The sequence below is a fragment of the Rhodococcoides kyotonense genome (genome assembly GCF_900188125.1).
Classification (GTDB): domain Bacteria; phylum Actinomycetota; class Actinomycetes; order Mycobacteriales; family Mycobacteriaceae; genus Rhodococcoides; species Rhodococcoides kyotonense.
Genome location: NZ_FZOW01000024.1, coordinates 14,297 through 30,608 on the forward strand (window position 1 = coordinate 14,297; position 16,312 = coordinate 30,608).

The 16,312-nt window shown below is 61.6% G+C and carries 15 protein-coding genes and 1 tRNA gene; 6 read left to right on the top strand and 10 right to left on the bottom strand.

Annotation, left to right across the window (positions count from 1 at the left end; genetic code table 11):
• Window positions 1-9: 9 nt before the first annotated feature.
• The 5 genes from CHB96_RS26470 to CHB96_RS26490 all read left to right on the top strand — a co-directional run bounded on the left by CHB96_RS26470 (window position 10) and on the right by CHB96_RS26490 (window position 4,970).
• Window positions 10-1,134 carry a pseudouridine synthase gene (locus tag CHB96_RS26470; RefSeq protein WP_089251956.1) on the top strand — a complete coding sequence of 375 codons (1,125 nt, stop codon included), beginning with the start codon at window positions 10-12 and terminating at the stop codon, window positions 1,132-1,134.
• The gene (gene cmk, locus CHB96_RS26475; protein WP_089251958.1) at window positions 1,134-1,817 is read left to right on the top strand and encodes a (d)CMP kinase; all 684 of its coding nucleotides are present in this window, start codon (window positions 1,134-1,136) and stop codon (window positions 1,815-1,817) included. The genes CHB96_RS26470 and cmk overlap by 1 nt, the downstream gene beginning before the upstream one ends.
• On the top strand, window positions 1,814-3,250 hold the full coding sequence (der, locus tag CHB96_RS26480) for a ribosome biogenesis GTPase Der (RefSeq protein WP_089251960.1): 1,437 nt from the start codon (window positions 1,814-1,816) through the stop codon (window positions 3,248-3,250). Before cmk ends, der begins: the two co-directional genes overlap by 4 nt.
• 86 nt (window positions 3,251-3,336) lie before the next feature.
• Window positions 3,337-3,410: transfer RNA gene (locus CHB96_RS26485), tRNA-Pro, on the top strand.
• Window positions 3,411-3,809: 399 nt separating this feature from the next.
• A complete protein-coding gene (locus tag CHB96_RS26490; protein ID WP_371829056.1) occupies window positions 3,810-4,970 on the top strand; it encodes an integrase in 1,161 nt (386 codons plus the stop codon).
• 109 nt (window positions 4,971-5,079) lie between these two features.
• On the opposite strand, the gene CHB96_RS26495 is transcribed toward CHB96_RS26490, so the two are convergent.
• Window positions 5,080-5,706 (bottom strand): hypothetical protein, encoded by a 627-nt coding sequence (locus CHB96_RS26495; protein WP_217899994.1) that lies wholly within the window; start codon window positions 5,704-5,706, stop codon window positions 5,080-5,082.
• Window positions 5,707-6,204: 498 nt separating this feature from the next.
• Here CHB96_RS26495 and CHB96_RS26500 point away from each other — a divergent pair, with 498 nt between their 5' ends.
• Window positions 6,205-7,125, top strand: a complete 921-nt coding sequence (locus tag CHB96_RS26500) for a DUF2971 domain-containing protein (RefSeq protein ID WP_176444513.1) — start codon at window positions 6,205-6,207, stop codon at window positions 7,123-7,125.
• Between the two features lie 423 nt (window positions 7,126-7,548).
• On the opposite strand, the gene CHB96_RS26505 is transcribed toward CHB96_RS26500, so the two are convergent.
• The 9 genes from CHB96_RS26505 to CHB96_RS26545 all read right to left on the bottom strand — a co-directional run bounded on the left by CHB96_RS26505 (window position 7,549) and on the right by CHB96_RS26545 (window position 16,307).
• Complete coding sequence (locus tag CHB96_RS26505) at window positions 7,549-9,066, bottom strand: hypothetical protein (protein ID WP_089251966.1); 1,518 nt, start codon at window positions 9,064-9,066, stop codon at window positions 7,549-7,551.
• A gap of 37 nt (window positions 9,067-9,103) precedes the next feature.
• The gene (locus CHB96_RS26510) at window positions 9,104-10,345 is read right to left on the bottom strand and encodes a helix-turn-helix domain-containing protein (RefSeq protein WP_245866219.1); all 1,242 of its coding nucleotides are present in this window, start codon (window positions 10,343-10,345) and stop codon (window positions 9,104-9,106) included.
• Between the two features lie 359 nt (window positions 10,346-10,704).
• Complete coding sequence (otnC, locus tag CHB96_RS26515; protein ID WP_089251968.1) at window positions 10,705-11,331, bottom strand: 3-oxo-tetronate 4-phosphate decarboxylase; 627 nt, start codon at window positions 11,329-11,331, stop codon at window positions 10,705-10,707.
• On the bottom strand, window positions 11,328-12,587 hold the full coding sequence (otnK, locus tag CHB96_RS26520; protein ID WP_089251970.1) for a 3-oxo-tetronate kinase: 1,260 nt from the start codon (window positions 12,585-12,587) through the stop codon (window positions 11,328-11,330). Before otnK ends, otnC begins: the two co-directional genes overlap by 4 nt.
• Complete coding sequence (locus CHB96_RS26525; protein ID WP_089251972.1) at window positions 12,584-13,261, bottom strand: hypothetical protein; 678 nt, start codon at window positions 13,259-13,261, stop codon at window positions 12,584-12,586. The genes otnK and CHB96_RS26525 overlap by 4 nt, the downstream gene beginning before the upstream one ends.
• 40 nt (window positions 13,262-13,301) lie before the next feature.
• A complete protein-coding gene (locus tag CHB96_RS26530; RefSeq protein WP_089251974.1) occupies window positions 13,302-13,628 on the bottom strand; it encodes a putative quinol monooxygenase in 327 nt (108 codons plus the stop codon).
• A 44-nt stretch (window positions 13,629-13,672) separates the two neighbouring features.
• A complete protein-coding gene (locus CHB96_RS26535; protein ID WP_089251976.1) occupies window positions 13,673-14,761 on the bottom strand; it encodes an isocitrate/isopropylmalate dehydrogenase family protein in 1,089 nt (362 codons plus the stop codon).
• A 234-nt stretch (window positions 14,762-14,995) separates the two neighbouring features.
• Window positions 14,996-15,697: a GntR family transcriptional regulator gene (locus CHB96_RS26540; protein ID WP_089251978.1), complete on the bottom strand. Its 702-nt coding sequence runs from the start codon at window positions 15,695-15,697 to the stop codon at window positions 14,996-14,998.
• A gap of 202 nt (window positions 15,698-15,899) precedes the next feature.
• Window positions 15,900-16,307, bottom strand: coding sequence for a universal stress protein (locus tag CHB96_RS26545; RefSeq protein WP_089251980.1), 408 nt, complete (start codon window positions 16,305-16,307; stop codon window positions 15,900-15,902).
• Window positions 16,308-16,312: the final 5 nt, after the last annotated feature.

Here is a 16,312-nt window from a genome sequence, read left to right on the forward strand (position 1 = left end):
GGTACAAAAGTGAACAAGCCCGCTCGCCGTGATGGCACACCGGACAGGAACAAGAAACAGGCTCCCAACAGGAAGCCGACGAGAAGTAGGTCGGAGGAGCCCCGCGAGGGACGCCGATCCAGCGACGCGCCTCGCGGCGCGCGAGCGGACAGCCCACGTGGAGGTCGTCGCGCAGCATCCCCGAGAAGGGGCGCAGACCAGCGCACACCCTTCGACGACAGGCCCGTCGAGAGCGGAATCAACGACCGCAGCAACGACGCAGTGCCCCGCAAGAAGCCGTCGCGGCCCAAGCCCCCGAAGCCGCAGAAGAAGCAGCCGCAGACCACCACCATCAGCAACGCCAAGCCGGCGAAGCACCAGTACGCCGACTCCGACACCAAGCGTCGGCACGTGCCGCGCGGCGAGGGTGTCCGGTTGCAGAAGGTGCTTGCACAGGCAGGCGTCGCATCGCGGCGTGCAGCCGAGGAGCTGATCGCCGACGGCCGCGTCGAGGTCGACGGACGGATCGTCACCGAGCAAGGCATCCGCATCGATCCGGATGTCGCGGTCGTGCGCGTCGACGGCACTCGCGTCGTCGTCAAGGAAGAACTCGTCCATCTGGCGATGAACAAGCCACGTGGTTGGCAATGCACCATGTCCGACGACCTCGGCCGACCGTGCGTCGGCGACATCGTCTCCGAGCGCGTCCAGGCGGGTCAGCGACTGTTCCACGTCGGACGACTCGACGCCGACACCGAAGGACTGTTGCTCTTCACCAACGACGGCGATCTGGCGCACCGCCTGATGCACCCGTCGTACGAGGTCTCGAAGACCTACCTGGCGACACTGTTCGGCGCGATCCCGCGTGACCTGGGCAAGAAGCTGCGCGACGGCGTCACGCTCGACGACGGCCCGGTCAAGGTCGACGGTTTCGCACTGCTCGACATCTCGAACGGTCTGTCGCTCGTGCGCGTCACGCTGCACGAAGGTCGCAAGCACATCGTTCGACGTCTGTTCGATCACGTCGGATTCCCGGTCGGGCGTCTCGTGCGTACCGATGTCGGCAACATTGCACTCGGCGACCAGCGACCGGGCACTCTGCGTGTTCTCGGACGCGGCGAGATCGGCAAGCTGTACGAGTCGGTCGGTCTCTGATGGCGGACCTTGTCATTGCCATGGACGGGCCGTCGGGAACCGGGAAGTCGACGGTGTCGCGCAAGCTCGCGACCGCGCTCGACGCCCGGTACCTCGATACCGGAGCCATGTATCGCGTCGCGACCGTGTGGGTGCTGCGTGCGGGAATCGATCCGACCGACGCGGACAAGGTCGCCGACGTCGTCGCGACCCTGCCGTTGGATATCGGTACCGATCCGGCAGCGGAAGCAGTCACGATGAGCGGTGAGGACGTGTCGGCCGAGATCCGTGGTGACGCTGTCACCAAGGCTGTCTCGGCTGTGTCCGCAGTCCCACGTGTTCGCGAGTTGCTCGTGCAGATGCAGCGGGACATCGCAGCGTCGTTTCCACGCATCGTCGTCGAGGGTCGCGATATCGGCACCGTTGTTCTGCAGGACGCCGACGTCAAGGTCTTCCTGACCGCGTCACCCGAAGCACGGGCGGATCGACGCAACAAACAGAACATTTCACAAGGACGCGGCGACGACTACGAGGCAGTTCTCGCCGACGTCCAACGCCGCGATCACGCGGACTCCACACGCGCCGTATCTCCGTTGCGGCCGGCGGACGATTCCGTGATCGTGGACACGAGCGATCTGGGCATGGACGGCGTCATTGCCGCGTTGTTGCAGGTTGTCAGCGACAGAACTGGAGCAGTGCAGTGACCGACGATTTCTACGCCGCCGAGACGGTCGGCGACGGCACCTGGAGTGACGAGGGGGAGTGGGACCTCGTCGACTTCGTCGACGGTGAAGATGCAGGCGAGGACGTAGCGGTCCCGACGCTCGCCGTCGTCGGACGTCCCAACGTGGGCAAGTCCACTCTCGTGAACCGCATCATCGGGCGTCGTGAAGCAGTGGTCGAGGACATTCCCGGTGTCACCCGCGACCGAGTCTCGTACGAGGCCAACTGGGCCGGGCGGCGATTCCTGGTGCAGGACACGGGCGGTTGGGAACCCGACGCCAAAGGTCTGCAGCAATCCGTTGCACGCCAAGCAGAATTGGCGATGCGCACCGCGGATGCGATTCTGCTCGTCGTCGATGCACGCGTCGGCGCAACCACCACGGACGAGGCAGTCGCACGAGTGCTTCGGCGTTCGAAGACGCCAGTGTTGTTGGTAGCCAACAAAGTCGACGACGGTCGTACCGAGTCCGAGGTCGCATCGTTGTGGTCTCTCGGTCTCGGGGAGCCGAATTCGGTGTCCGCGACGCACGGCCGAGGTACCGGTGATCTGCTCGATCGCGTTCTCGACGCTCTGCCGGAGACTCCTCGCGAGGGGATTCCCGGTGGCGGGCCACGTCGAGTTGCGTTGGTGGGCAAGCCGAATGTCGGCAAGTCGTCGCTCATCAACAAGCTGTCGGGCGACGAGCGATCGGTCGTTCACGATGTAGCAGGCACAACCGTCGACCCAGTCGACTCGCTCGTCCAGTTGGGCGGCAAGACATGGCGATTCGTCGACACCGCCGGGTTGCGTAAGAAAGTGTCGCACGCCAGCGGCGCCGAGTTCTACGCGTCGCTGCGGACCAAGTCGGCCATCGAGGCCGCCGAGGTCGCGATCCTGCTGATCGACGCGTCGGAAGTGATTTCCGAGCAAGATCTCCGGGTTCTCAGCATGGTCGCCGACGCCGGCCGTGCTCTTGTCGTCGCCTTCAACAAGTGGGACCTCGTCGACGAGGACCGACGCCTGCAGCTCGAGAAGGAGATCGACCGCGATCTGGCTCGTGTGCCGTGGGCGCAGCGCGTCAACATCTCGGCGCACACCGGTCGAGCCGTTCAGAAGCTCGTACCCGCGCTCGAGACCGCGTTGGAGTCCTGGGACAAGCGAATCCCGACCGGACGCCTCAACAACTGGCTCAAAGAGGTCGTCGCAGCAACACCACCGCCCATGCGTGGTGGCAGATTGCCGCGCGTCATGTTCGCGACACAGGCGACGACGCGTCCGCCGACGTTCGTCCTCTTCACGACGGGCTTCCTCGAGGCCGGCTACCGTCGGTTCATCGAGCGGCGTCTGCGTGAGGAATTCGGGTTCGACGGAAGCCCCGTTCGCGTGTCGGTCCGCATCCGCGAGAAGCGCGAAAGACCGACGAAACGACGCTGAGCTTACCCGTCCCTCCCCTGACCAGGCGATTTCCTGTCAGGGGTGGGGCTGGGGTAGTCTCATCGAGCACCCCGAAAGGGGTGCGGCGGGCTGTGGCGCAGCTTGGTAGCGCACTTGACTGGGGGTCAAGTGGTCGCAGGTTCAAATCCTGTCAGCCCGACACTCATTTACGCAGTTCAGAGGCGGTTTTGGAGAAATCCGGAGCCGCCTTTTTCGTGCCGAAAAGGGGCTCCGTGCCGCTCAGTGTCACTACTCGTTCCCTAGTTGATTTTCGGGGTCCACTGAAGTCCGTTCGGCAGCCTGATCCGCGTCCCAATCCGGACTCGACTTCGGGCGTAGTTCTGGCCGCGCAGAGGGACGGTTCAGACGAACTGCTCTTCACGAAATTGCTCTGGTTTAGCGGCGTGACGCTTCTCTGATTCGAAGGAATTCAGCCGAGTAAGCGAACTCCCGGATCATGGACACGTAAATTGCATTTTCCGCACCAGCTTGACCGAAACACCAGTTCAGCACAGTTTTGCTCCGCAGAAATGTCCGTGACTTGCGCTAGGCTGCCCCAATGGACGTCCCACCAGCCCGAATGCCTGCGGCAGGCACTCCAGCGCCCGCATCGACGGCAGTGGAGCCCGAGATCCCGCCGGCCGTCGCCCAGCGGATCGCGAAAGCGGTGGGATCGTCCCGGTCGGAGGGCACCCGGCGGACCTACGCCGCCGGATGGCGACGGTTCGTCGGCTGGTGCAGCAGGGAGGGACATGTCGCGTTGCCGGCGCACCCGGTCACCGTCGCCGCCTACCTCGTCGACGCCGCCGACACCCGCACCGAAACAGGGGAGCGGGCCTACGCCGCCGCTACCTTCGGTACCTGGATCGCCGCGATCAACTCCCAGCACCGCACCACCGGCCACCTGTCTCCGACAGCCCACGAGCTCGTCACCGCAACGCTGTCCGGAATCCGCCGCGAGTACGCGACGGCGGGGGACCGGCTCCAGAACCGACGAGCACCGCTACTGGTCGACGACATCAAAATCCTCGTCCAGACTGCACGAGACCGCTGCCGCGGCTGGGCCGACGACGTCCTCGAACGCCGCGATTCGGCCATTCTCCTACTCGGCTTCGCCGGCGCCTACCGCCGCAGCGAACTGTCCGACCTGCAGTGCGGCGACGTCACTGTGCACCGGCTTGACGGCCTCCACGTCCGACTGCGGAAGTCGAAGACCGACCAAGAGGGGAGGGGAGCGGTGAAAGCTCTGCCGTACACCCATTCCCACGAAACCTGCCCACCCTGCGCCTACGTCCGGTGGGTACAGGTCGTCGCCGCGTTCGATACCGGTGGCCGGACGTCGGTGATCCGGCTCCTCCGGAAACGTGAACCGTTCGCCGGACACGTCTGCCGCGGGGGAGTACCGCGCACCGCCGCCCGCGCGCCACTACTGCGGGCCATCGCCCAGAACGGCAACATCGGCACAACGGCACTGTCCGGGGCCGCGATCCACAAGACCATTCGTCGCCGCGCCGAACACGCCGGCTACGACCCCACCGCGCTCACCAAGCTCGGCGGACACTCACTCCGCGCCGGCTTCGTCACGCAAGGTACCCGCAACGGTGCTGACAGCACCGCGATCGCCCGCCAGACCGGCCACACCCGCCTCGACTCCGTCGAGGTGTACCGACGCGAACACGCTCCACTGATAGGAAATGCCGTCTTGGACATAGGACTTTAGACTCATGAGTGAGCAGAATGCGCTGACAAGCAACGGGTTTGAGAAAGTTTGGTTCGAGACCAGGCTATCGGTGTTCCGTAAACCGGGTCAGGCGTTTGCGAGACTCCACTCATCCGGTTCGAAGCCCGGGCGCTGATGCAATGTCGGCGAGTTGCTCCACTGTGAATGCACCGGTAATAGAAACGTCGATCAGACTTCCGTCTGGGGTATACGCGCGTGCGCGGCGTCCGTGCTCACCATCGGAGGTGTCGACAACGGTGCCATCGTCGAGCACGTGGCGTTCGTCCACGTACCCGATGATGCATTGTCCTGCCGGTTCGGTGGACTGTTGCACGACGACGGTCAGGTTGCCCTCTTCGCCACCGAACGATACGAGTCCCTGTGCGGTGGTCTCGCTTCCGAATGGTTGAAATTGCAGCGGGGTGTGGAGCGAGTAGGGGAGGGCTTCCGTGGTTCTCGGTAGTGCCGCGCGGAGAGCATCCGACATTATCAGCGCCCTCGTTTCCGAGAACCATCCGTAATCGGAATTCGCGTAGCGCTTGTCCTCGATGAATGAATAGTCGATGTGGTGCGTGGCGTCGGGCTGAACTACCTCATCGCAGCCGGGGATTGTCTCGGGATCCGGCTGCGGATCGTTCAGTAGACCTCCCGCGACGATGCCGACGGCAACGATAGCGACGATCACTCCTGCTGTCGACCAGGCCGATGCAGACCTACGCGGTCCCGCGTTGTTCATACTGTCCCGTCAAAGTTGGTGGCTGTCCACAAGTTAGGTGACATCCTCCCAAGGACGGGCACACGGAAATCCTGGCAGTACGCAGCATCATTTGCGGGCGTCCACGTCCTGAGTCGCTCACAAGTCTGCCCGTACGGCGTCCAACGAATGCCGAACCGGTTGGGTCGGGCGAAAGTGCCCCTTCACTCTGCAAGACTAGCCGCCTGGCATGCCGGGCGGGACGTCGTGCGTCGTGGGAATACTGCAGGTTCGAATATTGCGCCTTCGCCAGTCAACTGAGCGGAGTGTTCACAGGCCGCAAGCGGGTCGATTTCTGCGGGTTCCGGCGGGGTTTACATCGACGCAAGGCAGTGGCTTTACCCGACAATGTCGGCATCACGCCAAAAGTGCCATTGTTCGAGAGCACACGAACCCTCACCACTGGGGTCTGTGCTAGACCCGACGTTTCACGTTCACCCGGGTACTACCAAGGTTGTATCCATTATCTACGATGCCGTCATGGTCGATCCGCCAGACACACTGCACCACTACACGACCGCAGCCGGGCTGTTGGGCATCGTTCAACAAGTCAGACTAGGTGCTCTATCCGAGAAGTCCAGCATGGAAGAGGTCCCCAGAACTCGCTCGATCGCTCTGTGGGCGACAGATGCACGGTTTTTGAACGACTCGGCCGAGCTCAGATATGCAGCATCAGCATTGGCGGACCGGATCCGAACTCGTGTTCCTCGCCTCGATGCAGCCGCCGCGAAGGGCAAGAACGCCTTGGCAGACAAACTCTGCGACGGGGAATTTACCGGTGACGGATACGAAGACGGGCTTCCACACACTGCATACGTCACAAGCTTTTGCACAGAAGGTGACCTTCTGAGCCAGTGGAGGGGGTACGGAGCATATGGGGGTGGATACTCGATCGAGTTCCGTACCGCCGCGCTGATCGATCTCAACATCCCCTGGGGCAGAGCGGGAGACGATGCGGCTGGGTACGTCAGCAAGTCATCGTTACACAAAGTTGTGTACGGCCTCGACGACGATCTGCTGGAAGAGACCGTAGAGAGCATCTTTTCCCCGTCCGCTATTTCGACGACAATGACAACCGCAGTAAAAGCGCTCGCGCAATTCAAGAACCCCGCGTTCGCCGAGGAAGATGAATGGCGACTGATCTTCGGATCTGGGACGTTCTATATGCCGTGCCTGTACCGGACGACTGCAACCGGTGCCGTCGTGCCCTATATACAGCTTCACCGGTTCCATTGGGACCAGCCACTCGACCCCTCTGCCGTGCCGTCCGCAATCAAGTCGATCACGATCGGACCCGGCCAAGACCAGGCGATTCGCCGCGAGTCTGTACTTCAGCTGTTACGACAACGCGGATTCACCGACGTAACAGTGCTCTGTTCGGAGACGCCGTACAGAGGATGACGATTGATAAGTACCGTCGACAAGTTTTCGCCGATGCGGCATGTTTTGGCAGCAGTATTCCTGCAACCGTGCAAGCAAGGCATCGACGAGGGATTCCGGGGTCGGCCACGCACCGACCACGCGCCTTGCCTTACCGGTGCCGTTCTCCACGTCCCAACCACCGTCGATATCGAAGGGTATACCTATGAAGTAGGGCGGCATCTCCGAGTCGAGGGCCCGCACCGCCCATCCAACCTCGGTAACTGACAATCCAGTAACGTTTGCCACGGTCGCACCGTTTGGGAGTTCTTCCTGATCGCCGAGTCAACGAGGACGCGCCGTACCGGAAGATCAAAGACAGTCACGGTCGGTCAATGTTTGACGCACGCGCAGGTTAAACCGACCGCGCGCCGTGGACCGCCGATGTCAGCATCCTATGCCCCCCTATTCGTTTGCGCCCAGGAGAACTCGCACGACCTCAAGAGCGTCAGGTTTCAGCATGGCTTCAGCGGAGATGACGTTCTGTTGAAGAACTTGATCCTTGTCCCAAATTTGTTCGAACGAGATGATGGCGCAGAGCTGATCGAGGAAGCTGAACACAACTTCGAGACACGTCTCGATCATGGTCGCTGCGTCCGCGACGACATCGGAACCTACTTGCCGGGCGCCCCAGGATTCAAGCCCACCTGTGGTTTTTCGCATGGTCGCAGCAGAGCGCTCCGGAATTAATACGTTGAGTCGCCCTCGGTCTTGTTGGAAGAAGTTTACTGTCGGTCCAATCGAACCCATCGCCTCAAGTGCAAGACTGTGGATCGTGTTTCTGAGCTCGAAAACTACCGACAGCATCGCCTGCATGTCGTCTAGAACGTCGATACCGCTGGCCCGCTCGTACGTCGGTCGGAACTTCTTGGTGTACCAGTCCGTATTGTGCAGCTTTGCGTTGAAGTTGTTTCCAGGTACCTGAAGGGCGTTGTGGACGGACCTTGCCATGATGTCGACCGCACCACACAGCGACACCAGAATGCGGTCCATACAATCCGCCGCGTCATCCATAACCTCATGGTTTTGGTAGGAACCGAGGTAGTAGATGAGTTCATCCTTGACCTTGAGTGCCCTCAGCAGGCGTCCGATCATCGCTCGGCACTCGTCGAGGTACGCGGTTGCATGAGGCAAGAACATCGACGCGTTTTGACATTTCGCAAGCCAATGCCAGATTCGAGGCGCGAGAGCAGCTACCGATTCCTGATAGAACCCTCGCCGATTGATGGTTCTATGGCGCCGAGGGTCCGTGACGTAGATATGTTGGATGCGTAGGTAGTGGGCAATCAGCGGAATGCACTGTGCTCTGCTGAAAGTGTTCGCACGGTGGTACGCATATAGCTTTGGGTCGCCAATTGCTGATGTCTCGGAGACCACGATGTCCGCGTGCACGGCGCGAGCGATCTCAGCTAGTAATACCGCTCGGTCCTCGTCAGCTTTCGGAAGAGTTGGCGCTTCGCGAGGTGCATCGGGGTAAAGCCTCGCAAAGTAGGACTGCTCGAGCTGAACTCCGGGTGAGAGATTGCCGGCACTCCGAAGGTCCCCATCGGAGTCGAAGACTCGGTAGCCGAATGCTGGTCCGGGATAGCTGAATGTTCCCTTTGATTTCGTCGTGTCGAGAACAAGCACCTCGTTCCGTGGGTTCGGGCTTCCCATAGGTGGCGGTTCGCTGATCTTCTTCATCGACACCGTCGTTGGCTCGACACCTTGGTAACCGAGAAGTGCGTCGAACATTTTGTGATGCTGGTTTTCCGGGCCGTCAAGGGAATCGTCGTCGAGCAGAATCCTTAGTTTTCGTGGGCCAGGTCGGAGCATGTAGAGATCTCCGTTGTCCGCGCATTCAGGCCGTTGTCGTTCATTGCGTCGGTGTGGATCGTCGTCGACAAGTTCGCGGTAGAACTGCATGTGGGCGGCTACTTTCATTGATCGAATGCGAGCTCATTGTTGGGGACATCGGTCCTTACTCGTCGAAGAACTCGGCTGCCTTCTTCCTGATTGCGGTGAGCCGTTTAGATATTGCGCTGTGGTTGCTGTAGCCGAGCTGTTCGGCGATTTCGCGTTGCCGCGTCCATCCACTGCTAAGCAGAACCACTACTTGGCGTTCTCTTTCGTCTAGAAGAGCGAGGAAGTCATTAGTAACCAGGTCGCCGAGTACTTCGCTCTCGGGGCCCTGTACTGGGATGGTGTCGGTGAGTTCTACGAACCGGACTTTAACCTTGGTCCGTTTGTTGTACAGCTTTCGTTCGAAGTCCTCTTTGGCATTCGACCACCGATCCGAAAAGTCGTCTTGGACGCGGTTGCTTCGAACCGCATCCAGGATCCCCCGGAGTTGGCCAGTTGCATCGGCCGACTGTACAGACTGCTCAAGGACCTTCGCCGCTTCGGTCTTCCCGCGCCAAATGTCTCCGCCCATTCGCGGATTTCCTATCACCGCTCCGTCGAGAAAGTCTCCCCCAACCAGCGGCACGGGGCCCGGCACGACTCCTTTGTCCACTTCCGCGAACTCGCGCAGGACGTCTTGCATGACGGAGGTGACGGGCGGTACCCAGAAATCGAGGTTGTGGGCGAGAATTCGGATTGGGTCGTTCCCCGTGAAGGCCGCCAACCCCGAACCTGAATTGAGATGAGGCCAAATGTGCCAGGCCCAAGCACGCGCCAAACGATGCTCGAAGTCGACCGGAAGGTGGCGGTCTAAGTTCGAGCGATCGATCACAAATGGCCACTGTCCGGTTCGTAGGAGTGGAAGTCCGAAGTGTTCAAGGGTTCGACGTGGCAGAAGATGGAGGAGCGGTGCGTATTCGTAGTACCTGGTGGATGTTCGTGGTACCAGAGTGATGTTGTTGTCCCCCAGCTCAGCGAGCTGGCCAAGTTGTTCCGGTAGATCGTCGATATCGAAGATCCGCCGCCGAAACTGAGCAGACTCCCACAGCATGTTCCACTCGCTGACTGCTAGGTGCAGTTCGTGAGATGCATTTTCCATCTCGATCGTGACGTATTCGGGCCGCATCGGAGTTCTGGGCCTGATAACGGTCTGAAAGATGAACCCAGCAGACAAGTTGGTCATCCGTGGGTAGTCGTCATCCGTAGCTTCGTCCTCGGGGACGAAGAGGTCTTCTCTCTGCCAAGCGTCGATTTCCGCCGCTGTAGGCTCGCGTTCTTCGTTCACGTCGGCATCCAATGTCTTGTCGAAAGTCAGGCTCATAACTACACCACGACAGAACTGGATGAAAATGTTCCGTCCTCCGGTATCAAATCTGTGGATCGTCAGGAATGCCCTACTACCAGTGGGCGCGCTAACTCGATGGTGGATTGATTCCCACGGGAGCCCCGGAACGCACGATCGAAGAAAATTTGTTCTGATCCGAACGCGCAGTGGGCGTATCGTCAACCCGTGTTTGACGGTGCGGAAACTGTCGGGGCGAAGGCTGCGAATGGGGCATCGGCTCGCTCCTTCCCACTGGTTACATGATGGCCGGACTTGTTGGTCAAGGACACCGATCGGCGCTACGCGTTCGACGAGTCTACTGAGACGACATAGTTGCGGAGCAACGGCTATAGAGGTTAGGGGTGGCCCGATAGAGCCCGGATCTGTTCTGTGGTGAGCGGGCGCACATGGTGGTCTTTCAAGAGAAGAAAGAGCTTTGCCGTTTCTTCGAGTTCTTCGAGTGCGTCGAGTGCGGTACTGAGGGTTTTGGCTGTGACGATGGGGCCGTGGTTACTCAGGAGCAGGGCGTGATTGTCGATGGCGGTTCTTTCCGCGAGTGCTTCGAGGGAGTTGTCTCCCGGTGCGTGGTAAGGCAGCAGCGGAAGTCGGCCAACCCGCATTGCGTAGTACGCGGTGAGCGGCGGTAGTGCATTGTCGGGGTCGAGTCCGGCGAGGCACGATACTGCCGCCGCGTAGGTCGAGTGTGTGTGCACGACAGCGTTGTCGTGCGGTCGGGCACGGAGCATCGCGGCGTGCAGGAATGCTTCCTTGGAGGGCTTTGCACCGTCGAGATGCTCACCGTGTGGGCCGATGATGGACAGTTCGTCAGTTTCGATCGTGCCCAGGCTGCTACCGGTGGGTGTCACGACGATACGGTCGCCGACTCGGATGCTGATGTTCCCGGTACTGCCGTGGGTCAATGAGCGTGTAAACAGTGATCGGGCGGCCGCGACGATCTGTTGCCTGGCTGCGGTTTCGTTCATGAGTTTTCCTTGCCGACGGATTTTGTGAGTAAGTCGGGTTCGCCGAAGTTGCCGGATTTGAGCAGAAGATCGATGGGTTTGGTGCCGGTGGTTCGGATCCACGGCACGCCGGTCGCGGCCTCGGGCCCGATGACGCCGCCGTCGATGTTCAGTGCGGTGACGACTGCGCCGGAGGTCTCGCCGCCGGCCACGATCAGTCTCCGTGCTCCGCGGTCCACGAGGCCGCTCGCGATGAGGCCCATGGCTGCTTCGAGGATGCTGGATGCGCGGGCTGTTCCGAGGTGTTGCTGCGTGATGTGCAGTTGGGTTGGTGGCAGGGAGGAGTAGATGAGCGGACCGGCAGCGTGGGTCTGTTCGTCATACCAACCGAGTGCGCGATGCGCGAGAAGGTCTGCATCCGGTGTTTCGAGCGCATTGAGAAGGTGGGCCGGGTGGCCTTGATGTTTCATGAACTCGATCTGTTCGAGTGTGCGTGCTGAGCAACTGCCGGCCAGTGCCACGGCGGGGAACAGTTCGTGGCCGATGTTCGAGTGGTCATAATCCGGCTGTTTGCCGAGATGGCGGGCGTGGGCCTCACCGACGGCGGCTGCCAGGCCCGCGGCGCCGGTGATGAGGACATCGTTCGCGCAGGCGGAGCCGATGGTTCGAAGGTCGTTCTCGTCGAGTGCGTCGATGAGTACATAGCTTCCGGGTGTGTCGAACTCTTTCAGTAACGAGACGATGTGTTCTGGTCCCTGTGCGACGGCGCGGTGATCGATCAAGGCGACGTCGTGTTCGGTCTGTTCGGACAGGACCGTCGGGAGGTGTGATTGACGCATCGGGGTGAGGGGGTGGTGTCTCATCGGCGATTCGGACAGCAGCGTGCGGTCGACGAACAAGTGCCCCATGTATTGAGTGCGGCCGTGCTGCGGTGAGGCAGGGACGAAGATGACGTGACGTGCGTTCAGGGACCTCGACAGGGCGTCCACGACTGGGCCGATGTTTCCGTCGGGTCGTGAGTCGAAGGTCGAGCAATACTTGTAGAGGATCTGCTTCGCGCCGCGTGCCTGGAGCCAGTGGAGGGCGGTGAGTGCGCGGTCCACGGCGTCGACGGCGTCGATTGTTCGGATTTTCAGTGCGATTACGACGGCGTCGCTGTCGGACAGGACGGTTTTCTCGTCCAATCGAAAAATGATGGTGGTCTTCAAACCCTGTCGTCGGAACGCCACTGCGATGTCGGTGGCTCCGGTGAAGTCATCCGCGATTGCCCCGATCATGACGGGACTGCTGCTTCGAGACGGGCGCGCAGGTTGCGCACCGCGTGATCGGGCCCGGCGAGGGTTGCAATTCCCGTGGCTGTCTCGATGCGTGGAGCTACCGGGGTCAACGAGTATTGTCCGAGTACGACCGCATCAGGGGCGGTCGCGGTGGAAGTGACTGCCGCACAGATCGATTGCGTGATCAGGTCGAGGTTCCCGTGTCTTGCAGGTCCGGCAGCTTCGGCGGCGAGTGCACCATCGACGGTGACGTCGGAGTCGACCATGCGCCGCAGGCGGGCGATGGAATCGGCGAGCGGCCCTGGTGCGGACGAGACGACGGTGATGCGCCGATACCCGCTTGCCGTGACTGCTTGGAAGAGCGCATCGTCCGGTCCGAGAATCGGAATGCTTGCACCGGTTGCCTTTTCGTGTGCGACTGATGCGTACATCGAGCAAGTCAACAGCACTGCATCGGCTCCGCCTTCGACGACATGGTCGATGAGCCGTTGCATTCGTCGATGTAGTGCTGTGGTGACTGCACCGTGAGCTGCAGCGTCACTCAGCAACCGGTCGTCGATGATGTTCCACAGTTGCGCGGTGGGGTAGTGCTCGTCGAACGCGGTGTGGATCGGTGTAATTGCTGTATCGACTGCACTGATGAGCGCGACGAGCGGAGGGTGGTCGTGGGGCATCGTGGTTCCTCGTGCAAGGTTCGGTGGGCTGGCGGGGTGATCAGGAGTTCGGGCCTTCGGCGATGTCGTTGGGAAACACCGGTTCGGCGTAGGTGTTGTGGTGACTGCCGGGAACCACGCAGCGTGTGACTGTTTCGCGCCACGAGGCGTAGTGCGGGGCTTTGCGATGCGCGACGCTGAAAGCAGCTTCGTCGGTGTAGATCTCGTAGAAGTAGAACCTGTGGTGATCGGCGGTGTCTCGGTGGACGTCGAAGCGGAGGCACCCGGGTTCGGTATGGAGAGAGGCGTGAGCGTTTGCCTCGATTCCGGAGATGAATTCGTCGATCATCTCCGGTCGTACATCGAGTCGAACGAATACGGTGTGCATCGGCGGGTCACCCTTTTTTCTCGATCGAGTTGCTGGGCCCGCTGTCAGCGGGTGCCGGCTGATTCGGCAACGGTGGCCGCGATGGCGGCGACGACGGAGGCGGTGAACTGCGCTGTGGTGGCAGTTCCGCCCAGGTCGCGTGTTCGGGTTGCTGGTGCGCGCAGAGTGCGGTCCAGAGCCGCGTCGATCACTGCTGCCGCGGTGGTGAAGGAGACGGTGTCGGTGCGAGTTCCCCACCAGTGCAACAACATTGCCGATGATGCAATGAGACTGGTCGGGTTGGCGATGCCCAGGCCGGCGATGTCGGGAGCGGAGCCGTGGCCGGCGTTCGCTGCGGCGTGATCGTCACCGACGTTCAAGGCCCCTGCCAAACCGAGGCCGCCGGCGAGAGCGGCTGCCTCATTGGACAGGATGTCGCCGAACATGTTGGTAGTCAACAGAACATCGAACTTGTCCGGTCGAAGATAGAGGTCCGCGGCCATCGCGTCGACGTCCATCTCGTGGAGTCCGACATCGGGGTACTGTCGAGCGATCTCCTCGACCGAGGCCATGAACAGTCCGTCGGTGACCTGCATGACGTGCCGTTTCCCGACGGCGGTGACGTGGCTGCGGCGCCGGCGAGCGTGTTCGAACGCGACGGTGGCGATGCGACGCGATGCGCGTGCGGTGATGACCCGCAACGACAATGCCGTGTCGGCAGTCGGCCGGAACTCACCGTAACCCTCGAACAGACTGCGGTCTGCATAGAACCCTTCGGTGTTCTCACGCACGATCAACACATCCAGACCGGATCGGCTGAGCGGAACGCCGCCGCGGTGGCGCGAGGGGCGCAGATTCGCGTAGAGGTCCAATCGCTTACGAATGGTGCCGGGAATATTGACCCCGCCCTCGTTGACGGGAGGGTATGCAGACATCCCTCCCGGGCCGAGCAGTACGCCGTCCGCTTCCACGCACGCCTCGACTACTGACTGCTCCAGTGTGGTTCCGTTGCGCCGGTACGACGCCATGCCCACCTCGTGGGTCTCGAATTGGAGACCCAAATTCAAATGTCCGTCGACGGCTTCCAGTACGCACCGCGTCGAGTCGCTGATCTCGGGGCCGATGTCGTCTCCGGGGAGGATTGCGATCTTCATCGAATGTCCAATCGTGTCGGTGGTGGGTCGAGCCGAGTGCAGTGCAGCGGCCAGAAACGGGATGGAGAGTCGACGGTTGTGTCTTCAGGCTCATGCGACCTGGTGGATATCGGGCCAAGTGCAGAGCGGGACCGTCGAACTTCGTTCAGCGTACACCTGGGGGTATACCGAGTCTAGGTGTCGAGTGGGTCGAGTGGTTGACGTCAGGGAGAGCGGCGTCGCCAGTGGGTCAGGTCAGGGCATGAGGATGTCGGCGCTTTCGCCGCCGAGAAGGTTCCGGAAGATTGCTCGATCGACGAGGTCGAGGTGTGCGATCATTGCGCCGGATGCGGCGTCGGAGTCGCCGTCGAGGAGCGCGACGCACATCCGTATGTGTTCGTCGATCGAATGCGGGATGCGTGATCGGTCGCTGTGGGCGATATTGCGCAAACGAGCGCTGTGTGGACGTAGGTCCAGTATGGAGCGTTTGAGGTATTCGTTCGGTGTGTGATCGGCCAGAAGTTGGTCGAATGCGGCGGTGAGAGTCAGGAAGCTGGCGGTGTCGTCGCCCGCCGAGCCGAGTTCCCGCAGGTCACGGAATCTGTCGAGAAGGTTCAGGATGTCGTCTCGTAGCGCGGTACTGTCCCGCGCTTTGACGGTGACCATGCGTATGGCGGCGGGTTCGAGCAGCCGGCGGAAGTCGAACAGGGCCCGGGCGCTTCGTAGTGATATCCGGGAGACTGCGGGTGCGCGGCGTGGCGCGAGGTCGATCAGGCCGTCGCCGGCGAGGCGGCGGAGCGCCTCTCTGATGGGAGTTCGCGAGGCTCCGGTGTAGGTGACCAGGTCGTGTTCGGGAAGCACCTGCCCGGGTTCGAGAACCCCCGTCTCGATGTCGGTACGTAGTTGCTCGTAGACGGTCTCTGCTTTTCCTCGCCACGGCGTCTCTGACTGCTGCATCGACCGATTCTACCGTCGTTTCATATACCTGCGGGCATACCCAGCGCTGGTTTCGGCTGGGTTGGCGCGATGGAGGTGCCAGTGCTGGGCCGGTAGGTAACCGGTCCGATCAGCCGAGAAGGGGAAGTTCCATGCGCCGGTGGCCGGCGCGGTATGTGGTTGTGGCGACCACCGGCGGACGGATGCTTCCAGGTCCCGGCAATTAGTCGGGGGATGTTTTCACGGTCACGACCGGGCACGGGGCGTCGAGCATGACTCGTTGAACTTGGCTTCCGAGAAGGAGTTTCATGGTGGCCGAGCGTCGGCGCATTCCGATGACGACGAGGTCGGCGGACACGGTGTGTGCGGTGTCGAGGATCTGAACGGCCGCATCCGAACCTGCAGGGTAGACGGTGTGGGTGATGTTGTGCTCCTCCAGCTCGTCGGCGATGGATCGTCCGAGGCCGAACGAGCTGTAGTTCGGGCTGGCGGGCGAATCGGTGCCGGCAGCGAGTACGACGTGCACCGTCAGCTCTGTGGGATCGCCTGCAAGCTGGGGACCGTTGGCGAGTATCCAGTCGAGGGCGAGTCGGCTTTCGGGGCGTTCGTTCTGTGCGGTGACGATGTTCATGGGTG

Excerpts from the sequence above, each read along its gene's own strand:
- otnK (WP_089251970.1), bottom strand. The coding sequence starts at position 12,587 with ATGATCGGGGCAATCGCGGATGACTTCACCGGAGCCACCGACATCGCA.
- CHB96_RS26490 (WP_371829056.1), top strand. The coding sequence starts at position 3,810 with ATGGACGTCCCACCAGCCCGAATGCCTGCGGCAGGCACTCCAGCGCCC.
- CHB96_RS26540 (WP_089251978.1), bottom strand. The coding sequence starts at position 15,697 with ATGCAGCAGTCAGAGACGCCGTGGCGAGGAAAAGCAGAGACCGTCTAC.
- CHB96_RS26545 (WP_089251980.1), bottom strand. The coding sequence starts at position 16,307 with ATGAACATCGTCACCGCACAGAACGAACGCCCCGAAAGCCGACTCGCC.
- cmk (WP_089251958.1), top strand. The coding sequence starts at position 1,134 with ATGGCGGACCTTGTCATTGCCATGGACGGGCCGTCGGGAACCGGGAAG.
- CHB96_RS26500 (WP_176444513.1), top strand. The coding sequence starts at position 6,205 with ATGGTCGATCCGCCAGACACACTGCACCACTACACGACCGCAGCCGGG.
- otnC (WP_089251968.1), bottom strand. The coding sequence starts at position 11,331 with ATGAACGAAACCGCAGCCAGGCAACAGATCGTCGCGGCCGCCCGATCA.
- CHB96_RS26505 (WP_089251966.1), bottom strand. The coding sequence starts at position 9,066 with ATGAAAGTAGCCGCCCACATGCAGTTCTACCGCGAACTTGTCGACGAC.
- CHB96_RS26510 (WP_245866219.1), bottom strand. The coding sequence starts at position 10,345 with ATGAGCCTGACTTTCGACAAGACATTGGATGCCGACGTGAACGAAGAA.
- CHB96_RS26530 (WP_089251974.1), bottom strand. The coding sequence starts at position 13,628 with ATGCACACCGTATTCGTTCGACTCGATGTACGACCGGAGATGATCGAC.
- CHB96_RS26525 (WP_089251972.1), bottom strand. The coding sequence starts at position 13,261 with ATGCCCCACGACCACCCTCCGCTCGTCGCGCTCATCAGTGCAGTCGAT.
- CHB96_RS26535 (WP_089251976.1), bottom strand. The coding sequence starts at position 14,761 with ATGAAGATCGCAATCCTCCCCGGAGACGACATCGGCCCCGAGATCAGC.
- CHB96_RS26495 (WP_217899994.1), bottom strand. The coding sequence starts at position 5,706 with ATGAACAACGCGGGACCGCGTAGGTCTGCATCGGCCTGGTCGACAGCA.